The sequence below is a fragment of the Mucilaginibacter sp. CAU 1740 genome, from assembly GCF_039839285.1.
Taxonomy (GTDB): Bacteria; Bacteroidota; Bacteroidia; order Sphingobacteriales; family Sphingobacteriaceae; genus Mucilaginibacter.
This window is the reverse complement of sequence record NZ_JBDOQS010000010.1, coordinates 275,766-294,198: the sequence shown is the minus strand read 5'-3', so window position 1 is coordinate 294,198 and position 18,433 is coordinate 275,766. Positions and strand designations below refer to the sequence as shown.

Here is an 18,433-nt window from a genome sequence, read left to right as displayed (position 1 = left end):
GGTTAGAGATCAGAGGTTAGGATTAAAAACTCATTTAGAGTTATCTACTTTACAAAATGACTCAATGACCTAATGACTTAATAATAAAATGAATTTAAAAGATAAAGTACAAACCATACAAGCATCCGCCAAAACACCATCTATTTTGGTAGTGGGCGATTTGATGGTTGATCATTATATTATTGGTAGTGCTTCACGGCTCTCGCCCGAGGCTCCTGTGCCTATTGTTAACGTAAAAGAAGAAACCACCACTTTGGGTGGCGCGGGTAACGTGGTGCAAAACCTGGTATCATTAGGTGCAAAAGTTACCGTGGCCGGAGTTATTGGTGATGACAGCGCAGCCGCCGAACTAATTGCAATACTCACCAACGAGGGCGTTGAAACAGATACCATTATTAAGGACAGCAACCGCCCAACAACAGTGAAAACCCGTGTTTTGGTGGGTAGCCATCAATTGGTACGGGTTGACAGGGAGGTTACCGATGAGGTATCTGAAGTAATAGGCTCAGAACTGATGGATAAGCTGAACAGCCATATTGATGCTGTTGACATGGTGCTTTTATCTGATTATAACAAAGGCTTGTTTTCGCCGTTTTTAACGCAGCAGGTTATCAAGGCGGCAAACGCTAAGGGCAAAAAAGTGATCATCGACCCAAAAGGACTTAATTATCAGAAATACGAGGGCGCTTTTATCATCAAACCTAATCGTAAAGAATTATCTGAAGCAGCCAAAACGGAGAAGATCAACTCGATAGAAACCCTGCAAAGCGCGGCCAACATCATTCTGCAACAAACCGATGCAGAATACATTGTAGTTACGCTATCGGAGGAAGGAATGGTAATACTAAGCGAAAATCAGCACACGTTATTACCTGTAAAAGCCACCGAGGTATTTGATGTTACGGGTGCTGGCGATACTGTACTGGCCACCATGGCCTATTTTATGGCAAGCGGATTAAGCGTTGAAGAAGCCTGCGAACTGGCCAACCACGCCGCCGCCATAGTGATACGCCGTGTAGGAAGCGCAACAACTACGGTACAAGAGATCATAGAAGATATTGAGCGGGACGAGGTAAGGTGAAAGTTAAAAACTGAAAGGGAAAAGGCAGCGAGCGAAAAAATGACTCAATGAACTAATGCCCCAATCACATTTCCAAAAAATGAACAACAAAATATTAGCAGAACTTAAAGATCATCAGGAAACCGTGCAGCGGGTAATTGATACGCTTGGCGGCGATATTGAAATTGCCTGCGAGATGATCACCTCGACCATAAAAAGTGGTAATAAAGTGCTTTTGGCGGGTAACGGAGGCAGCGCTGCCGACGCCCAGCACATAGCTGCCGAGCTTACAGGCAGGTATGTTAAAGATCGCCAGCCCTTGCCGGGGATAGCTTTAACCGTTGATACTTCGGCGTTAACATCGATAGCTAACGATTATGGCTACGAGCATGTGTTTTCGCGCCAGGTAGAAGCCTATGGCCGTCCGGGAGATCTGTTTATCGGGATCTCGACCAGTGGCAATAGTCCGGGTATTTTGGCGGCTTTTGAATCGGCCAGGAAACTGGAAGTTAAAACATTAGGACTTTCGGGGCGCGATGGCGGTAAAATGAATGGGCTGTGCGATTTGAATATCATTGTGCCATCAAACATTACAGCACGTATCCAGGAAATGCACATCCTTATCGGGCATATCATGTGCACCGCGGTGGATGATCTGTTTGAATAATAAACCAATTTTCTGGAGGATGCACTTAAGTGCCTCTACATAAAAAGTCAACATAAAACATCAATGAGAACAGGCTTCGAAAAAACATTACTTGATAAAATAACAGATGTGCTATCGCTGCAGCAACAGGTAAAAACCTGGCAAAGCGAAGGCAAAAAAGTAGTGTTTACCAATGGCGTTTTCGATCTGCTGCATATTGGTCACCTTACTTATATGGCCAAAGCTGCCGAATTGGGCGACAAGCTGATCATCGGCCTTAATGCCGATAGTTCGGTGAGGCGTATTAAAGGCCCCACCCGGCCGGTGAATGATCAAAACAGCCGCGCAGCGCTTCTTGCCGCATTATTTTTTGTAGATGCCATTGTTGTTTTTGAAGAAGATACACCGCTGAACCTCATCAGCACTTTGCTACCGGATATTCTGGTAAAAGGGGCTGACTATGCCGTAGAGAACATTGTTGGCGCAAAAGAAGTACTAACCAATGGCGGCGAGGTGAAAACCATTAATTTTGTTGATGGCTATTCGTCAACATCGATCATTGAGCGAATAAAAGGGCAGATTTCCTGAGCGATATGAAAATACTGGTGATCCGCTTTAGCTCGATGGGAGATATTATTTATACTACTCCTGTTGTGCGCTGCCTTAAAAAGCAGGTACCGGATGCCGAAGTTCATTTTTTAACCAAGCCCGCCTTCAAATATATTTACGATAACAACCCTTACGTTGATAAGCTCCTGCTGTTAAAACCAACCTTAACAGAAACCATCAGCGATATCAAAGCCGAAAAGTACGATCAGATCATCGATCTGCATAATAACCTGCGTACATCCATCATCAAGTTTCGGACGGGTATCAAGGCATCAACCTACAAAAAGCAACCTATCCGCAAATGGCTGAGCCTGAAATTTAAACTGAATTTAATAGCCCACGAACATCTGGTAGACAGGTATTTAAAAGCCGTTAAGTTTTTAGGCGTAGTTAACGATGATAAGCCTATTGATTATTACGTTAAAGCACAGCATAATATAGCAAAACTGCTCCCCCTATCCCATCAAAACGGGTACGTAGCATTTGTGATAGGCGCCACCCACTTTACCAAGCGGATGCCAAATTACAAGATCATCAGCATTTGTAAACAGCTCAATTTGCCGGTACTATTATTGGGCGGTAACGATGTAAAAACAAACGGCGATGAAATAGCTACCGCAGTTGGCGCGCAAGTTTACAATGCCTGCGGGATAACCTCGCTCGATGAATCAGTTTTCCTGGTTTCAAAAGCAAAAAACGTGATAGGTTTTGATACCGGCCTAACCCACATTGCCGAAGCTTTTAATGTACCCATCGCATCCATCTGGGGTGGTACCACGCCCAATTTGCTGGGTGTTTGGCCTTATAAAGTTAACGAAGTGCTGGTTGCCGGAGTTGAACTTTCGTGCCGTCCATGCTCAAAATTTGGCCTTGAAAAATGCCCGCTGGGGCATTTTAAATGTATGAATGAGATGCCCGAAGATGAGATAGTTGATTTCGCCAACAACAATTAATACACTGCCTTTCAATTGCTTAAATCAAAGCTCAACCCTCTGTTTTTAATCATCACATTAAATAATTATTAATATTCAGGTAATTATTTAACTTTGCGGCTTAACTTAAATACTTTTCACACATGAAAAAAATCTTACTAAGCCTGTGCTTTTTAACTGCTTCTTTCGCTGCATTTGCTCAATTACCAACTTTTGGTATTAAAGGCGGTGCAAACTTTGCTACTTTACATGCTACTGTTGATGGCGTTAGCGGTTCGGGAAACTCGGGCAGCTTAACAACCTTTAATGTTGGTGCATTTGTTGATTTCAAGTTTGGTAACGTTTCGTTACAACCAGCTTTAAATTTTACCGGTAAAGGTGGTTCATCAAGCTTTGATATTGACGATCAAAGCGGATCGAGCAAAGTAAAACTTTACTATTTACAAGTACCCGTAAATGTTGTTTATCACGTACCGGCTGTTGTTGGCGAATTTTACTTTGGTGCCGGTCCTTACGTTGGCATGGGTGTTTCAGGCAGTGGAAAAGATGGCCAAGGACACTCTGAAGATGTGAAATTTGGTAGCGGTGCCGAGGAATTAAAAAGAACAGATGTTGGCGCAAACGCAATCGTTGGTTTCAAATTTAAAACTGGTTTCCTGATCAATGCTAATTACGATTTAGGTTTAACAAATATCACTAATGTTGATGGTATTAAATTAACTAACCGCGTTTTCGGTATTTCAGTTGGTTACGCTTTCTAAGCTGTTAACTACTCTTAGAATTAAAAAAATAGAGGGGCCTAAAACCCCTCTATTTTTGTTTTCAAGCGATCCAATTTTTCACGCCTGATTATTTTAACTTTTTAAAATCAATATTAAAATATTTTATAAAGGAGAGGCTGCAATCCCTCCTTTTTTATTTAGTAAAAATGGAAACTTATTGAAAAAATTTCACGTTATATTTACAACCCGGTAATACAAACAAACCTGTTAGCCTCCCATATAAAACGATGAAAAAGTTGATGCTGATCCGCCATGCCAAAGCCACTCATGAAAGTGGATATGCCGATTTCGACAGACCCCTGAAACCATCGGGCATGCAGGATGCGGCGTTAATGGCTACCCTGCTACGAGGCCAATCAGAGATCCCCGAAATTGTGGTTACCAGTCCGGCATTACGTACCTTAACCACTGCCGAAATTTTTGCCAACCAATTTAAGGTTCCGGCCCCACTTACTGACAAACGAATTTATGAGGCCAGCGAAAATACATGGGTAAAGGTAGTGAATGAATTACCTGTTGATCACGATTTTATAGCCGTAGTTGGCCATAATCCGGGCATTAGCCATATACTGTACTATTTAACCGGCCAGGTAAAGGATATGCCCACAGGTGCTGTAGCTATCATTACCTTCGAGAATGAGGACTGGCAATCCATCAGCGAAGAAGATGGGAAACTGGCCCATTTTGATTCGCCGAAGGGGTAAGTTGGAAGTCGAAAGTCATTAGTTCGAAGTCGAAAGTCATTTTATAATAAACCAGACTTTCGACTTCAGACTTAGAACTTAATACTTTAATTGATCCTATAAGTTTTGCCCGGTAACGAACTGATATAGCCCTGCATTTCCATATTCAACAAATTCATCGCTAACTGGCTTAGTGGCATATTAGTTTTTAAGGTAAGATCATCAATAGCAACGGGCGCTTTATGTTGTTGTAATATTTCGATGATCAGCCGTTCATCTGCCGAAAGATCGAATGGAAGCGAAAATTGCTCAACAGGCTTACTATCATCATTTTTTTCCCAACCCAAACTAAAAGCCAGATCGGCCATGCAGGTAAGCAGGCTTGCTTTATTATTACGGATCAAGAAGTTACAACCTTCCGAAAACTCATCTCCTATCCTACCCGGAAACGCGAATACATCGCGATTATATGAATTGGCAATCTCGGCGGTAATGAGCGCGCCGCCTTTTACACTGGCTTCTATCACTACGGTAGCATCGGCGATACCGGCTACAATGCGGTTTCGCTGCGGGAAATTCTCCCTATCCGGATTTGTTCCCGACGGGTATTCAGTTAGCAAGCCACCATTTTCGAGCATTTTTTCGGCAGTCGCACGGTTTTGCGACGGATAAAGCCTGTCCAGTCCGTGCCCGAGTACACCTACTGTCGGCACGCCGAGTTTAACGCAATCCTTATGAGCGGCCACATCAATACCATGAGCAAGACCACTTACTATCAATACATTATATTGCTGTAACTCTTCAACCAGTTGCCTGCACAATTGCTTACCATAATCGGTAGCATTGCGGGTGCCTACTATACTAATAATATGCGGTGGGTTTAATTCCATCCTACCCTTAGCATAAAGCAACACAGGCGCATCGTTACAGTTTTTTAGGCGTTTGGGATACCGGGCATCGGTATAAAATACAACTTCGATGTTATTCCTCTCAATAAAAAGCAATTCGGCTTCGGCTTTTTTCAAGGCTTCATCAAAATCAATTTGAGCTATAGTTTTTTCACCAATACCCGGAACCCGGAGCATTTTCTCTTTAGATGCCTTAAAAACCTCTTCGGCACTGCCCATATAGGCCAAAAGTGATTTTGAGGCCACAGGCCCTATATTTTTTATAAACGTTAACGCTACCTGGTGTAGTAATGACATGGTTTAGATTTTTCGATTTCAGATGTGCAAATGAATTAATTTCAGATGTGCAGATTACAAATGTGCAGATGAAAAGATCTACTCTCTATTTTCCAATCTGCACATTCGCACATCTAAAATTTGCACATCTGCACATCCGCACATTTGCACATTTGCACATCTATTCCCTCGCTAAAATATAAATAAATCCTAAAAATATTAGTAAAAAAATAAAAACTACAAAAATAGTTTGCAAACTATAAAAATAGTTGTAGCTTTATCTAACTACAAAAATAGTTTGCTATGCACATTAAAGAACTAACCAAGGCCGAAGAACAGATCATGCAGATACTTTGGCAGTTAAACGAGGCCATTGTAAAAGACATCATTGAACAAATGTCCGATCCCAAGCCTGCTTACAACACCGTATCTACAGTGGTAAGGGTACTGGAGGGCAAAGGTTTTATCGATCATAAAGCTTACGGAAACTCGCATGTGTACTTCGCCCTCATTACCGAGGCCGAGTATAAAAAGTTCACGTTTGATAAAATGATGAAAAACTATTTCAGCAATTCGTACCAAAGCCTGGTATCATTTATTGTTGACGAAAAGAAGATCAGCGTAAAAGAACTGGACGAGTTAACCTCCTTAATTGACGAACTTAAAAACAAAAAACAATGAACTGGCTGCATTACCTCATGGAGGCAAACCTATACCTATGCGTATTTTACGCCGGTTATTGCCTGTTTTTAAATAAAGAGACCCATTACACCTTAAACAGGGTGTACCTGCTGCTTAGCTGCATAGTATCGTTCATTATACCTGTTGTACAAATTGGCTGGCTAAAACCTGCCGAACAAGGCCTGCAAACCTTTGTGGTTAGGGGTAACGTGTCAACACAGATCAATACGGGCGCTATTCAATCTCATTTAAGCGCCAGTCAATTACTTATATACGCTTATATAATAGGTGTTACCGTACTTGCCGGAATGTTGATTGTTAAACTTTACCACCTGTTAAAACTTACCAAAACAAGCCAAACCCGGGTTGATAATAAATATAAACTGGTTAACATTGAAGGCTCCAACACAGCGTTCTCGTTTTTCAACTACCTTTTTATAGGCACAAAAACGGCTACAGATAATATCATCATTAAGCACGAACTGGTGCACATCCGCCAAAAACACTCGGCCGATATTGTGTTTCTGGAGCTGATCAAGATCATTAACTGGTTCAATCCCCTTGTTTACCTTTTACAAATCAGCCTGAAAACCGTGCACGAATACATTGCCGACGAGCAAACCGCCGCGCAGGAAAGTGATGCCATCAGCTACTCATCGTACCTGGTTAGCAACGCCTATGGTGTAAACGGCTCGCCCCTCGCGCATTCATTTTTCAATTATAATTTACTAAAAAAGAGGATCATTATGTTAAACCAAAAACGATCGGGGAAATTAGCCAGGCTAAAATACCTTGTGGCCGTGCCCATAAGTGGCGGCCTGCTGTGCGCATCAACGCTGGCATTCAGTAAAACTTATGGCTTTATCGACCTGTTGCCGCAACTCCAGACTAATGGCGCACGACCAGTATCTCTATCAGATACCAACAAACACGCGCAGGTTACCCGCAAGTACGATACCGCCAAAGGCTACAAATTTGAAGAGACCGGCTATCTGGTTAACGGCAAAACCGAGTTCCGCGTGATCATTACCGAGAAAAACGGCGAGCAAAAAGAGTATTACAAAAGTAAATCAACTCCCGAAGATCTGGCTACGCTGAAGGATAAATACGGATACACCTTCCCTAAAACTATGATCTATCCTAAACTTCCGCCACCTCCACCGGCTCCCCCCGGCCCGGCAAAAGCAGGCCTGCATGCATCTATAGATAAATTACCTCCACCGCCGCCACCACCGGTTGCTCCTAAAAAAGGCAAAAAAGCTAAAATAGTTGACGTAGTACTACTTCCTCCACCGCCGCCACCTGCAGATGGGAAGAATGTTCCACCTCCGCCGCCGCCAGCGCCGCCTGTACCTGGCAATGGAGCAAATATACCTCCGCCGCCGCCCCCTGCCGATCCATTTGGTGAATTGTATAAATTCATGGGAAAATATACGCGTTATCCGTCAAAAGCAAGGGAAAATCATTTAACTGGCCGCGTGATCTTAACCTTCAATATTGATAATGGTAAAATAAGTAATGTAAATGTAGTGAGAGGTGTAGATGAGGCAATTGATAACGAAATACTTAGGGTGTTAAATAAATTTGATGGAAACCTTGCGGTAAAATCAGGTCTTTACAGTTTACCTGTATATATGGGACTTAAAGATGCTAACGATAATGATTATCCTCCTAAAACATCTTACGATAATTCGCAATCAACCTATCCGGGCAAAACTACTCAGTCAACCGCTTCAGGAAAACCTACGATGAGTTTAAACGAAGTTGTCGTTATAGGTTACGGCGCTTAGTTTTGCAAACAATTTCATTAATTCGGAGCTATTAAATAGTTCTCATAATTGCCGACCGGCCTAAACCCGTTCCGGCAATTTTTGGCGTAAACAACTCTCCTCTTTTTTAGTAGTTTGCAAATATAAATCACTCAATACTTGCATTATATCCTCCTAAATTCCGTAACTTTATTATAGCCGGAATTTAAATGTATTTTCTGACCACCGGCCAAATACAAAGCAAACAAATACCATTGCGCTTTGTAATATTAGTACCAATTATACTTCCTTAACCTTACCGTTAGCCTGCTTTCGTTCAATTTTTAAACTTGATAATATGAAAAGGTTTGGTATCATTTTAGCAATTGTGGGGCTGATAGCTCTTATTGCCGGTAACTTTTTTTACGGATCGACCATTAACGCGGTGGATAGCTCAGGCAGCTCAATCATCACCACGGGGATGGGTGGCGGCTGGACATTTAAGCTTCCTGTTTTTGCGGGCGGCGCGTTGTTTTTCCTGGGATTTGTGTTCTGGGCAGCGTCACGTACCGACAATCAACATCATGATCATCTGATATAATCTTCAGCATAAAACAGCAAAAGCGCTAAGAAAAACTTTGCGTCTTAGCGCCTTTGCGTGCTTATAAAATCTAAAATTGATGGTAAACGATAGGATTATCCCTTTACATATATCACTTGTTTTGTTTCAAAAAACTCTTCTTTAAAGTAGTCTTTAAGGTGATATTGTGTTACCTGTAGTCCCGATTCCTTGATCTCCTGCGCAAGGTCGCCACCTTTTAAATAAAGGATACCGTTAGGTAATTTATTGTTGGATTGTTTGTTGAATTTGCCCCTTACCCATGGATAAAAATCCTTTAATTGGGTAACGGCGCGCGATACAACAAAGTCAAATTTTTCGTTCAATTGCTCGGCGCGGAGATGTGATGCGCGAACATTTTTCAAACCTAAACCAGCAGCAACTTCGGTTACTACCTTAATTTTTTTGCCGATAGAATCAACTAAATGGAACTGTGTTTCGGGAAATAAAATGGCGAGTGGAATGCCCGGAAACCCTCCGCCTGTGCCTACATCAAGCACATTTTCGCCCGGCAAAAACGTCATAACTTTTGCAATTCCGAGCGAATGAAGCACGTGCCTTTCAAACAAAAGATCGATATCCTTGCGCGAAATTACGTTGATCTGGCTGTTCCAATGTTCATATAAGCCGGGCAGTTTTTCAATTTGTGCCAGCTGTTCAGTACTTAAATCAGGAAAATATTGTAGAATTATTTCAGATGTCATCCCGGTTGAAACGGTTAATAATATTACCAAGCAGGTACCTCGCCCTAAACAATTGTGCCTTTACTGTACCCAGCGGAAGATCCAGCTGCTGAGCGATTTCCTCGTACGAAAGCTCATCAAAATACCTTAAAGTAATGAGGTTTCTGTAACGGGTTGGCAAACTTTCAATAAGCGATTTTAGCTCCTGGGTTTGTTGTTTTTTGATAGAAGTTTCTTCCGGATTGAGCGTATCAGCCTTAATTTGCAGCGGTTTTTCATCGCCTTCATCATCCATCATCCCATGGATAGACATGGTATTGAGCTTCTTTTTCCGGATAAAATCGATACAATTATTGGTAGCTACCCTAAAAAGCCAGGTACTAAAAGCAAAATCGGGCTGATATTTTTCAAGCTTTTCAAATGCTTTTGCAAAGGTTTCTACGGTCAAATCCATTGCATCCTCCTTGTTGTTTACCATTTTAAGCACCATAAAGTATATCGAATCTTTATAGCGGTGCATTAAATCGGCATAAGCCTTTTGATCTCCCTGGCGCGCTTTTACCACCAGGTGAAAATCATTTTTAGCATTTTCGGTAAAATTGGCGTTTATTTCCATTGTTTAGTTTTTAAAAAGGTACCGATCGTTCCAAAAACATTTAAGTACATATAATAAATAATGTCAAAAAGGGGGAAATACCAATAAAGGCTTTTTGCTTCAAGTTTTTTAAATATACGATTATAAATGGCCAGTTGTAATATCATTCTAAAAATGCACAAACCCAATGCCAGTACAGGCTCATACCTTAAAATAAGGAATAATATTAGCAAAATATAAAATATGAAACCACTTATGGCGTCAAAACTAAGCATACGCCTGTGTTGGTTTTTATACAGCTTGCCTACACCCATATGTCGTTTTTTTTGCCTAAACCATGCTTTAAAAGAAGTTTTAGCTTCTGTATATACAAAGGTTTCGGGGTTTAGTTCTATCACAGTGTTGTTACTTGTAGCGTGCTGGTTAACAAACAGGTCGTCATCTCCAGATAGTACGTGCATGTGCGAAGCAAAGCCTTTTTCACTAAAAAACAACGTTTTTGTGTAAGCGAGGTTACGCCCAATACCCATGTACGGATCGCCAACTAAGGCGCTGGATAAGTAGCTGATAGCGGTTTTAATAGTTTCAAAACGGGTAAAGGCATTTAAAAATCCCCTCCTTTTGGTGTAAGGCGAATAGCCCAAAACTATTTCAACACCGGTTGAAAAATTGGCCATCATCCGGCTGATCCAGTTTTCTGAAGCTGGGCTACAATCAGCATCGGTAAATAAAAGATATTCGTTTTTTGAGGCTTTTATCCCCAGCGTAAGTGCAAATTTTTTCCCGGTTTTAAACCTGTCGTGCTCGGTTATGGTGACAACTTTAAGGTGGGCATACTGCTTTTCAAGTTCCTCCAACACCTCGTCCGACCTGTCGTACGAGCAATCGTTTATCACCACAACTTCAAAATCGGGATAATTTTGTTCGAGGATAGCGGGCAGGTTTTGCTGCAGGTTTTGCGCTTCGTTACGGGCGCTGATGATAACAGATACCGGAATAAGCACCTCGGGAGGTGGCCCTTCGGCGGGTTTATAACCGGCCAGGCGGGTATGCCTGCTTATCAAATAATACAGCTGAACTATAAAACAAAGCTGAAAAAGAATAAAAAGCGCGTTTTGTACGTACGTTTCCAAACAAAAAAAATAATCAGGCAAATTTGTTAAAAATCGATGAAATTAAGGCGGCGGTTCAGCGTTAATTTAAAGTTTAATAGTGTATTAACGTAATAGTTCTCAACAGTGGTCAACTTTATTAACATGGGTTCAATAATCAATGCCTTTACAGGTACCTTTCCGGCACCCTTATATAGGGAAACAACGGGGATGAGGCTTTTTTTTGCTAATTTTGCAACCTCAAAATGAAATTTACTTTAACCACCCAAGATCCGCTTTCGAAGGCGCGTGCCGGCGAGATCACTACCGACCACGGCACTATACAAACGCCTATTTTTATGCCTGTGGGTACCGCGGGCACTGTAAAAGCTGTGCACCAGCACGAGTTAAAAAATGATATCGAAGCCCAGATCATACTGGGTAACACCTATCATTTATACCTGCGACCGGGCTTAAACACACTCGAAAGCGCGGGTGGTTTGCATAAGTTTAACGGATGGGATGGCCCTATCCTAACCGATAGTGGTGGCTACCAGGTTTACTCATTAACAGAGGTACGTAAGATAAAAGAAGAAGGCGTTACTTTCCGCTCACATATTGACGGATCGAAACACCTGTTCACGCCCGAAAACGTGATGGATATCCAACGCGTAATTGGCGCGGACATCATTATGGCATTTGATGAATGTACCCCCTACCCGTGCGATTACAACTACGCCAAACGATCGATAGAAATGACACATCGCTGGCTTAAACGCTGCTGCGACAGGTTTGATAGTACCCAGCCAAAATACGGTTATAGCCAAACACTTTTTCCTATTGTACAGGGTTCGGTTTATAAAGATCTGCGTGTACGTTCGGCCGAAGTTATTGCTTCGTACGAGCGTGAAGGGAACGCCATCGGCGGCCTATCAGTAGGTGAACCTGCCGAAGAAATGTACGCCATGACAGAGATAGTTTGCAATATATTGCCAGAGCATAAACCACGTTATTTAATGGGCGTTGGTACGCCAATAAATATACTTGAAAACATAGCCCTGGGCATTGATATGTTTGATTGCGTTATGCCAACCCGCAATGCACGCAATGGCATGTTGTTCACCAAAAACGGCATCATCAATATTAAAAACGAGAAGTGGAAAAACGACTTTTCGGCCATTGAAGAAGACAGCGACCTGTTTGCAGATAAAGCTTATACCAAAGCTTATTTGCGTCATTTAATTCACTCGGGTGAGATGCTGGGTGCACAGATAGCAACGCTACACAACCTCCATTTTTACCTGTGGCTGGTGAAACAAGCACGTGAAAAAATCATAGCAGGCGAGTTTTACGACTGGAAAAACATGATGGTAAAACGCCTTGGTCAGCGTTTGTAAATTCCAGAAAAGCACAAACAAATGAAGCAAAAAATCAAACAAAATAACCGATAAATGAAGGCTATTTTTCATAGGTATTTAAAGATCATCGACAGGTTTATCATCGGAAAATACCTGGGCACTTTTATATTCACCATGGCTATTTTCATGGTGATATCTGTAGTGTTCGACGTATCAGAAAAGCTGGATAATTTCCTGAATAAACATGCAAGCCTGCACGATATCATTTTCAGATATTACGCCGGTTTTATTCCATTTTACCTGAATATGTTATCGCCATTGATCAACTTTTTGGCGGTAATTTTCTTCACGGCCAAGATGGCAAACCAAACAGAAATTGTTCCGATACTAAGCGGAAGGGCGAGTTTTAGCCGCTTTTTAAGGCCGTATGTTATTGCCTCAACGCTCATTTTTATCGTGTCATTTTTTGCCAATGTTTATCTTATTCCGTACACAAATCGTTTAAAAATAGACTTTGAAAACGCCAACGGAATGATGGATAATGACCCTACAAAAAGTGAAGTACACATGCAAATTGATAAGCATACCTTTGTTTATCTTTCCAATTATGATGCTACTACACACCTGGGTTATAACTTCATCATGGAAAAATTTAATGGAGACACGCTTCGTGAAAAGTTAATTGCCACCCAGATCCAGTACGATTCGGTAAAAAATATTTGGACTTTAAAAGATTACGGGACTAAATATATTAACGGTATGAAGGAACAATTCCTTGCACATCAGCCGCAAAAAGACACCGTTTTAGATATGCGCCCAAGCGATTTTATTGTGTATGATAACGTATATACAGCCATGTCATTAAGCGACCTGAACAAGAATATCGACAAGGAAAAACTTCGCCGGCCAGAGTATTTAAAGTCGATCTATTTCGAGAAATTCCATCGGTTTGTGTACCCGTTATCTGCTTATGTACTCACGCTAATAGGCGTTTCCATATCATCAAGAAAGGTGCGTGGCGGCGTTGGTTTACCGCTGGGGATAGGTATCCTGTTATGCTTTGCTTATATTATATTAGAGCGTTTTGCACTGGTATTTTCGGTAAAAGGAGGTATGCCACCACTTGTAGCGGTGTTTATTCCCAACATTATTTTCGGCGCTTTGGGCTATTACCTGTTATTAAAAGCACCTAAATAATGTCGCAAACAGCCCGTGAAAGTCTAAATAAGAACCTAATTATTCTCCATCTTACCGTTTTTGTGTGGGGATTTACCGGAATTTTGGGTGCTTTAATCACCATTTCGGCAGTGCAATTGGTATGGTTTAGGGTTTTGATCGCTTCTTTATCATTGTTTTTATATTTCCAATTCAACAAAACCGATTTTAAAGTTGATCGGAAATCACTGCTTAAAATGGCGGCTACCGGGGCTATTGTTGGTGCGCACTGGGTGCTTTTTTTCGCGGCTATCAAGCTTTCAACAGTTGCGGTTACACTGGTTTGCCTCTCATCCATCACTTTATTTACCGCTATTTTTGAGCCGCTCATCAATAAAAAGCGAATCTCAAAGCTTGAAATTTTGGCCGGAGTTTTAATTATCACCGGCATAATTTTAATTTTCAAATTCGAAACACAATACACTAAGGGCATAATAACAGGGTTAGCCAGCGCGGTTTGCGCAAGCCTTTTTTCTATCATCAACTCGCGCCTGGTTAAAAAAACAGAAGCCCCGGTGATAGCTTTTTATGAGTTATCAGGTGCCTTTGTATGGATCTCGATATACCTGTTTATTACCTCGGGCTACACCCGCGCCATGCTTTTGAAGCCTGCAGACATAGGCTACTTATTACTACTTGGCACCATCTGTACATCCCTCGCTTACGTTGCCGGCGTATCCGTAATGCGCGAACTTTCAGCGTTCCGGGTAGCACTCATCACCAACCTCGAACCGGTGTATGGCATCATTATGTCGTTCATTTTTTTTGGCGATATCAATAAAATGACACTTGGTTTTTGGGGCGGAGCTTTGCTTATTTTGTCCACAATTTTTCTGTACCCGCTAGCGCAGACTCAAATTTCAAAAAGAAAAAGCAGGGCCTGATCCTTTATTTTTTTGCCCCGATCAAATCGTACTTACTATAGAAAAGCTATCTCATTTGGGATAGCTTTTCTGTTTATAACTCATCCCTGCAACCACAAATCAAACCCCAAAATCGCCTTGATATTTCTGCCCGAAGAGAGGAAATCCCAGTATTAAAACAAGCCATTTTTAGCCCCTCTAAGCCATTATAATTTTTCGACGTATTTCTGCCCGCAAACTGCAATCCTGAGCGAACAGTGCCAAAATCCAATTTTTAGTTAGTGTACTTAAATTTTAACCAATAAAAACACTGCCATTTTGCCACCACTCCATTTTAAAGGTAAATTTCATTTATAAAAATGAAATTCAGGTTTAAATAAATAAAATATAACACTAAAAATCAGATATATATTTATTTTATATAAATAAAAAATAAAGGTCAGTAAATTTAAGTAAAATCACAAAAAACTAAAAAAATTAGCAATTAAAAATAGAACACAAAATTTACATCATTAAAAATTAAAAATCAGTTATTTAAACAGTATTATATAACTAAAAAGTTCACATTAAGGAGTACCCCGATGATCGTTACCATAGTGTAACGAACTAAAAAATGAGAATTAGATAAAATTCGCGGTATCTCTCCTGCTTGTATGCGGCACGAGATTTTTCGAGAGATTTTCAGCACTCTCATCCGACGAAAAAATCACCGAAGAGCAGAAAAAAGTCGCGGCGGGAAGCGACAACCTTACACGCTTTTTTTATGCGAAGAGCGAGTAGCCAGAGCGACGTATAACTTCTTTAAAGCGGACAAAAATTCCAGGATTGATTTTATGGCAAAGAGATCGGGCTGCGATATTGAGAAAGGAGATGACATGCCTGGGTTTTTCATCATGATCGCAAAACCCGAACGGAGTAGGCCTCTTCACCGGCACCGGTAAGAGCCGATGATAATCCCGACATCGCCGTGTATATTTTATTGACGTTTTATTTAAACATTTAAAAAGCGGATATTGTATTATCTAAAATCAAGATCTATCATGAGCATTAAAACAATCGTCGTTGTAGTAGTCGCAGTTTTGCTAACCATCGTGTTAATGCAAAATACCGACGAGGTTTATTTCAAATTTCTATTCTCCACTTTCAGGGTTTCCAAACTAATGATGATGCTGGTGGTTGCCGTTACAGGATTCGTGCTCGGCCTCATCGTGGCCTGGCCCAAAAAGCAAAAGTTTGACATTGGCGGGTATCACGATGCCATTCACGACAAAAACAACCCCGATACACTAAGCGACGAAGACAGGGAATACATCAACTAACATATGAAAACAACAATCGGCTTTATAGGCCTCGGCAACATGGGTGTCCCCATTGCGCAAAACCTGCTTGCCGCAGGTTATCAATTACAGGTTTACAACCGCACACTTTCAAAAATAGATGAGCTGGGTACCGAAGGCGTAACCAAATGTCAAAGCCCGGCCGAAGCGGCCAACTCGGTGCCATTTGTGATCTCGATGCTATCGGATGATGCCGTTTTGCGAGAATCAGTTATAGGCGACGGCGGAATTTTAAAAACGCTACAGCCAAATGCCGTACATATCTCTATGAGCACCATCTCGCCGGATACTGCCGAAGAACTCGCCGCCTTGCATGAGCAAGCCGGCAGTCGCTACCTCGCCTCGCCGGTATTTGGCAGGCCAGAAGCAGCAGCCGCACGCAAGCTTTGGATCTGCATTTCGGGCGATGAAAAAACAAAGGCAGATGCCCGCCCCATACTGGATACGCTCGGGCAGGCGGTGATTGATTTTGGCGACAAAACCGCCGGTGCCAATGTGGTTAAAATAGCAGGTAATTTCATGATCATGGCTTCGATGGAAATGATGGCCGAAGCCTACACCCTCGCCGAGAAAAACGGTCTCGACCGCGTGCAGGTTTCAGAGTTTTTTGGGTCGACACTTTTTGCCGCTCCCATCTTTCAAAACTATGGCAAAGCTATTGCCAACAAACAATATCAACCGGTTGGCTTCAAATCAAAATTGGGCTATAAGGATGCGCGGCTGGCATTCAAATTATCGCAAACCAGCGAGATGCCTATGCCTACTGTAAACACCGTGCACAACCGCTTATTAACGGCCGTAGCCAAAGGCTGGGGCGAGGCTGATTGGGTGGAAGGTGTAAGCCGCGGTGTGAGTGAAGATGCGGGGATCTGATTTCGAATTTCGGATGTTCGATTTCGGAATTATTTGATTGAAGAGTTTTTGATTTTCAATTGGATTTAAATTAAGATGCCGGATGATTTATAGACTGCTTGTAAGTCGATAAATCATCCGGCTTTTTTTATATTTTTTGGATCAGCTTTGATTGCCACAAGCGTTCTCGCTTATGGCCTGCGTTTAGGTTATCAGGCAGAAACAATTTCGCAGAGCTTAGCATGATGCCCGCAAGCGAGGACGCTTGCGGTAGCGGTGCTTATAATAGCTATACAAAAAGGACTTTTCGAGCAATAAAAGCGGGGGCATCTGAAGAGATATATGATATATACCTCACCGTCGTCATGCCGAATTTATTTCGGCACCCCATAGGACAGGTAGCCGCTTTGCTTTGCGTGGTTGCTTAGCGAGTGGGATGCTGAAACAAGTTCAGCACGACCTTAATTTTATATTATGTCATTGGTAGCACGAAACAATCGCGAACTTTACCGGGCGGACCTGCTAATCGGGGATTGCTTCGTTCCTCGCAATGACGTGGTGAGTTACCTTTTTTAAAGCTTATTAACACCTCAACAATAAAACACCTCGTTCTCCCCTTCCAGAAATTTCACATCTGGTGTACCTTCAAAAATCCCGAACACCGAAGCCCCGCTTCCGCTCATGCTGGAGTAGATGGCACCAGCCTCGTAAAGGGCAGCTTTAACCCCGCGGATCTCGGCGTGGTTTTTAAATATCGACGTTTCAAAATCATTCTTGATATACTTCTTCCAATCGGCTATCGGCAACTGGATCAGATCGAATAATGATTCCTTTGGCTGGGCCGGAACAACGCCCCTAAAAGCTTCACTTGTGGAGATATGAACAGGCGGCATTACCAACACAATTTTATAGGCCGATAGGTCGAGCTTGATGGTTTCAAATTCGTCGCCACGCTCAAAGGCGAACACTGGTTTGTTTTCGATAAAAAAAGCGCAATCGGCACCAAGGCGGCGGGCATAATCGGTCATTTCTTCTACCGATAAATCAAGTTTAAATTCTTCGTTCATCAGGCGGATAAAATACGCTGCATCCGATGACCCTCCGCCCAGTCCGGCCCCTATCGGGATCTGCTTGTGCAGGTGGATATTTACCGGCGGCAAATCGTGGTCCTGCTTCAGCATATGATAGCCTTTTATACAAAGGTTATCCTCCATCCTGCCGGGAATTTCAAGGCCCGACGAGGTGAAGCTAAGCTTGTCGCTCGCCACTACTTCCAGGGCGTCTTTAATATCAAGCGGATAAAAAATGGTTTCGAGATTATGGTAGCCATCCGGCCTGCGTTCGGTAATGTTGAGGCCAATGTTTATTTTTGCGTTCGGAAATAAGATCATACAAAGTAATTAACACCTGATGTTTTTGCCAACATCAGTAGGAAACCAAAAGTAGATTATTTTTCTTTGCCTTTTGAATTGGTCATTGAGTCATTTGGTCATTA

19 protein-coding genes are annotated in these 18,433 nt (G+C 42.0%); 14 read left to right on the top strand and 5 right to left on the bottom strand.

All coding sequences use genetic code 11. The features are described from left to right. Positions 1-88: 88 nt before the first annotated feature. From rfaE1 to AAFN85_RS21765, 6 genes are all read left to right on the top strand, one after another. Positions 89-1,081 (top strand): D-glycero-beta-D-manno-heptose-7-phosphate kinase, encoded by a 993-nt coding sequence (rfaE1, locus tag AAFN85_RS21790; protein WP_347529766.1) that lies wholly within the window; start codon positions 89-91, stop codon positions 1,079-1,081. A 79-nt stretch (positions 1,082-1,160) separates the two neighbouring features. After that, a complete protein-coding gene (gene gmhA / locus AAFN85_RS21785; RefSeq protein ID WP_347529764.1) occupies positions 1,161-1,727 on the top strand; it encodes a D-sedoheptulose 7-phosphate isomerase in 567 nt (188 codons plus the stop codon). A 63-nt stretch (positions 1,728-1,790) separates the two neighbouring features. Next, positions 1,791-2,294, top strand: coding sequence for a D-glycero-beta-D-manno-heptose 1-phosphate adenylyltransferase (rfaE2, locus tag AAFN85_RS21780; protein WP_347529762.1), 504 nt, complete (start codon positions 1,791-1,793; stop codon positions 2,292-2,294). Positions 2,295-2,299: 5 nt separating this feature from the next. Next, positions 2,300-3,268: a glycosyltransferase family 9 protein gene (locus AAFN85_RS21775; protein ID WP_347529761.1), complete on the top strand. Its 969-nt coding sequence runs from the start codon at positions 2,300-2,302 to the stop codon at positions 3,266-3,268. Between the two features lie 122 nt (positions 3,269-3,390). After that, positions 3,391-4,008: a porin family protein gene (locus tag AAFN85_RS21770; protein WP_347529760.1), complete on the top strand. Its 618-nt coding sequence runs from the start codon at positions 3,391-3,393 to the stop codon at positions 4,006-4,008. Between the two features lie 248 nt (positions 4,009-4,256). Next, entirely contained in the window at positions 4,257-4,733 is a 477-nt protein-coding gene (locus AAFN85_RS21765) for a histidine phosphatase family protein (protein WP_347529759.1), read from the top strand. 86 nt (positions 4,734-4,819) lie between these two features. Here AAFN85_RS21765 and dprA read toward each other — a convergent pair whose 3' ends face one another. Continuing rightward, positions 4,820-5,917 (bottom strand): DNA-processing protein DprA, encoded by a 1,098-nt coding sequence (dprA, locus tag AAFN85_RS21760; RefSeq protein ID WP_347529758.1) that lies wholly within the window; start codon positions 5,915-5,917, stop codon positions 4,820-4,822. A gap of 282 nt (positions 5,918-6,199) precedes the next feature. On the opposite strand from dprA, the gene AAFN85_RS21755 reads away from it, so the two are divergent. The 3 genes from AAFN85_RS21755 to AAFN85_RS21745 all read left to right on the top strand — a co-directional run bounded on the left by AAFN85_RS21755 (position 6,200) and on the right by AAFN85_RS21745 (position 8,926). Beyond that, a complete protein-coding gene (locus AAFN85_RS21755; protein ID WP_347529756.1) occupies positions 6,200-6,577 on the top strand; it encodes a BlaI/MecI/CopY family transcriptional regulator in 378 nt (125 codons plus the stop codon). Further along, a complete protein-coding gene (locus AAFN85_RS21750; protein WP_347529755.1) occupies positions 6,574-8,367 on the top strand; it encodes a M56 family metallopeptidase in 1,794 nt (597 codons plus the stop codon). The genes AAFN85_RS21755 and AAFN85_RS21750 overlap by 4 nt, the downstream gene beginning before the upstream one ends. A 316-nt stretch (positions 8,368-8,683) precedes the next feature. Further along, positions 8,684-8,926, top strand: a complete 243-nt coding sequence (locus AAFN85_RS21745; protein ID WP_347529754.1) for a hypothetical protein — start codon at positions 8,684-8,686, stop codon at positions 8,924-8,926. Between the two features lie 95 nt (positions 8,927-9,021). Here AAFN85_RS21745 and rsmG read toward each other — a convergent pair whose 3' ends face one another. From rsmG to AAFN85_RS21730, 3 genes are read right to left on the bottom strand one after another with little or no spacing between them, the layout of a single operon-like run. After that, the gene (rsmG, locus tag AAFN85_RS21740) at positions 9,022-9,648 is read right to left on the bottom strand and encodes a 16S rRNA (guanine(527)-N(7))-methyltransferase RsmG (RefSeq protein WP_347529753.1); all 627 of its coding nucleotides are present in this window, start codon (positions 9,646-9,648) and stop codon (positions 9,022-9,024) included. After that, entirely contained in the window at positions 9,638-10,243 is a 606-nt protein-coding gene (locus AAFN85_RS21735; RefSeq protein ID WP_347529752.1) for a sigma-70 family RNA polymerase sigma factor, read from the bottom strand. Before AAFN85_RS21735 ends, rsmG begins: the two co-directional genes overlap by 11 nt. Further along, a complete protein-coding gene (locus AAFN85_RS21730; RefSeq protein WP_347529751.1) occupies positions 10,234-11,355 on the bottom strand; it encodes a glycosyltransferase in 1,122 nt (373 codons plus the stop codon). Before AAFN85_RS21730 ends, AAFN85_RS21735 begins: the two co-directional genes overlap by 10 nt. 224 nt (positions 11,356-11,579) lie before the next feature. Between AAFN85_RS21730 and tgt the strand changes: the two genes are divergently transcribed. From tgt to AAFN85_RS21705, 5 genes are all read left to right on the top strand, one after another. Beyond that, positions 11,580-12,710 (top strand): tRNA guanosine(34) transglycosylase Tgt, encoded by a 1,131-nt coding sequence (gene tgt / locus AAFN85_RS21725; protein ID WP_347529749.1) that lies wholly within the window; start codon positions 11,580-11,582, stop codon positions 12,708-12,710. 54 nt (positions 12,711-12,764) lie between these two features. Beyond that, a complete protein-coding gene (locus AAFN85_RS21720) occupies positions 12,765-13,868 on the top strand; it encodes an LptF/LptG family permease (protein ID WP_347529748.1) in 1,104 nt (367 codons plus the stop codon). Further along, a complete protein-coding gene (locus tag AAFN85_RS21715) occupies positions 13,868-14,770 on the top strand; it encodes an EamA family transporter (RefSeq protein ID WP_347529747.1) in 903 nt (300 codons plus the stop codon). Before AAFN85_RS21720 ends, AAFN85_RS21715 begins: the two co-directional genes overlap by 1 nt. A gap of 1,019 nt (positions 14,771-15,789) precedes the next feature. Further along, entirely contained in the window at positions 15,790-16,068 is a 279-nt protein-coding gene (locus AAFN85_RS21710; RefSeq protein WP_347529746.1) for a LapA family protein, read from the top strand. 3 nt (positions 16,069-16,071) lie between these two features. Beyond that, complete coding sequence (locus AAFN85_RS21705) at positions 16,072-16,959, top strand: NAD(P)-dependent oxidoreductase (RefSeq protein ID WP_347529745.1); 888 nt, start codon at positions 16,072-16,074, stop codon at positions 16,957-16,959. A 569-nt stretch (positions 16,960-17,528) separates the two neighbouring features. Here AAFN85_RS21705 and ispE read toward each other — a convergent pair. Continuing rightward, a complete protein-coding gene (gene ispE, locus AAFN85_RS21700) occupies positions 17,529-18,329 on the bottom strand; it encodes a 4-(cytidine 5'-diphospho)-2-C-methyl-D-erythritol kinase (RefSeq protein WP_347529744.1) in 801 nt (266 codons plus the stop codon). Positions 18,330-18,433: the final 104 nt, after the last annotated feature.

What these genes read in the sequence shown, in the direction of transcription:
- rfaE2 (WP_347529762.1), top strand. Translation starts at nt 1,791, where the DNA reads ATGAGAACAGGCTTCGAAAAAACATTACTTGATAAAATAACAGATGTG.
- rfaE1 (WP_347529766.1), top strand. Translation starts at nt 89, where the DNA reads ATGAATTTAAAAGATAAAGTACAAACCATACAAGCATCCGCCAAAACA.
- AAFN85_RS21765 (WP_347529759.1), top strand. Translation starts at nt 4,257, where the DNA reads ATGAAAAAGTTGATGCTGATCCGCCATGCCAAAGCCACTCATGAAAGT.
- AAFN85_RS21750 (WP_347529755.1), top strand. Translation starts at nt 6,574, where the DNA reads ATGAACTGGCTGCATTACCTCATGGAGGCAAACCTATACCTATGCGTA.
- dprA (WP_347529758.1), bottom strand. Translation starts at nt 5,917, where the DNA reads ATGTCATTACTACACCAGGTAGCGTTAACGTTTATAAAAAATATAGGG.
- AAFN85_RS21720 (WP_347529748.1), top strand. Translation starts at nt 12,765, where the DNA reads ATGAAGGCTATTTTTCATAGGTATTTAAAGATCATCGACAGGTTTATC.
- AAFN85_RS21775 (WP_347529761.1), top strand. Translation starts at nt 2,300, where the DNA reads ATGAAAATACTGGTGATCCGCTTTAGCTCGATGGGAGATATTATTTAT.
- AAFN85_RS21735 (WP_347529752.1), bottom strand. Translation starts at nt 10,243, where the DNA reads ATGGAAATAAACGCCAATTTTACCGAAAATGCTAAAAATGATTTTCAC.
- AAFN85_RS21705 (WP_347529745.1), top strand. Translation starts at nt 16,072, where the DNA reads ATGAAAACAACAATCGGCTTTATAGGCCTCGGCAACATGGGTGTCCCC.
- gmhA (WP_347529764.1), top strand. Translation starts at nt 1,161, where the DNA reads ATGAACAACAAAATATTAGCAGAACTTAAAGATCATCAGGAAACCGTG.
- AAFN85_RS21745 (WP_347529754.1), top strand. Translation starts at nt 8,684, where the DNA reads ATGAAAAGGTTTGGTATCATTTTAGCAATTGTGGGGCTGATAGCTCTT.
- AAFN85_RS21710 (WP_347529746.1), top strand. Translation starts at nt 15,790, where the DNA reads ATGAGCATTAAAACAATCGTCGTTGTAGTAGTCGCAGTTTTGCTAACC.
- AAFN85_RS21755 (WP_347529756.1), top strand. Translation starts at nt 6,200, where the DNA reads ATGCACATTAAAGAACTAACCAAGGCCGAAGAACAGATCATGCAGATA.
- tgt (WP_347529749.1), top strand. Translation starts at nt 11,580, where the DNA reads ATGAAATTTACTTTAACCACCCAAGATCCGCTTTCGAAGGCGCGTGCC.
- AAFN85_RS21770 (WP_347529760.1), top strand. Translation starts at nt 3,391, where the DNA reads ATGAAAAAAATCTTACTAAGCCTGTGCTTTTTAACTGCTTCTTTCGCT.
- ispE (WP_347529744.1), bottom strand. Translation starts at nt 18,329, where the DNA reads ATGATCTTATTTCCGAACGCAAAAATAAACATTGGCCTCAACATTACC.
- rsmG (WP_347529753.1), bottom strand. Translation starts at nt 9,648, where the DNA reads ATGACATCTGAAATAATTCTACAATATTTTCCTGATTTAAGTACTGAA.
- AAFN85_RS21715 (WP_347529747.1), top strand. Translation starts at nt 13,868, where the DNA reads ATGTCGCAAACAGCCCGTGAAAGTCTAAATAAGAACCTAATTATTCTC.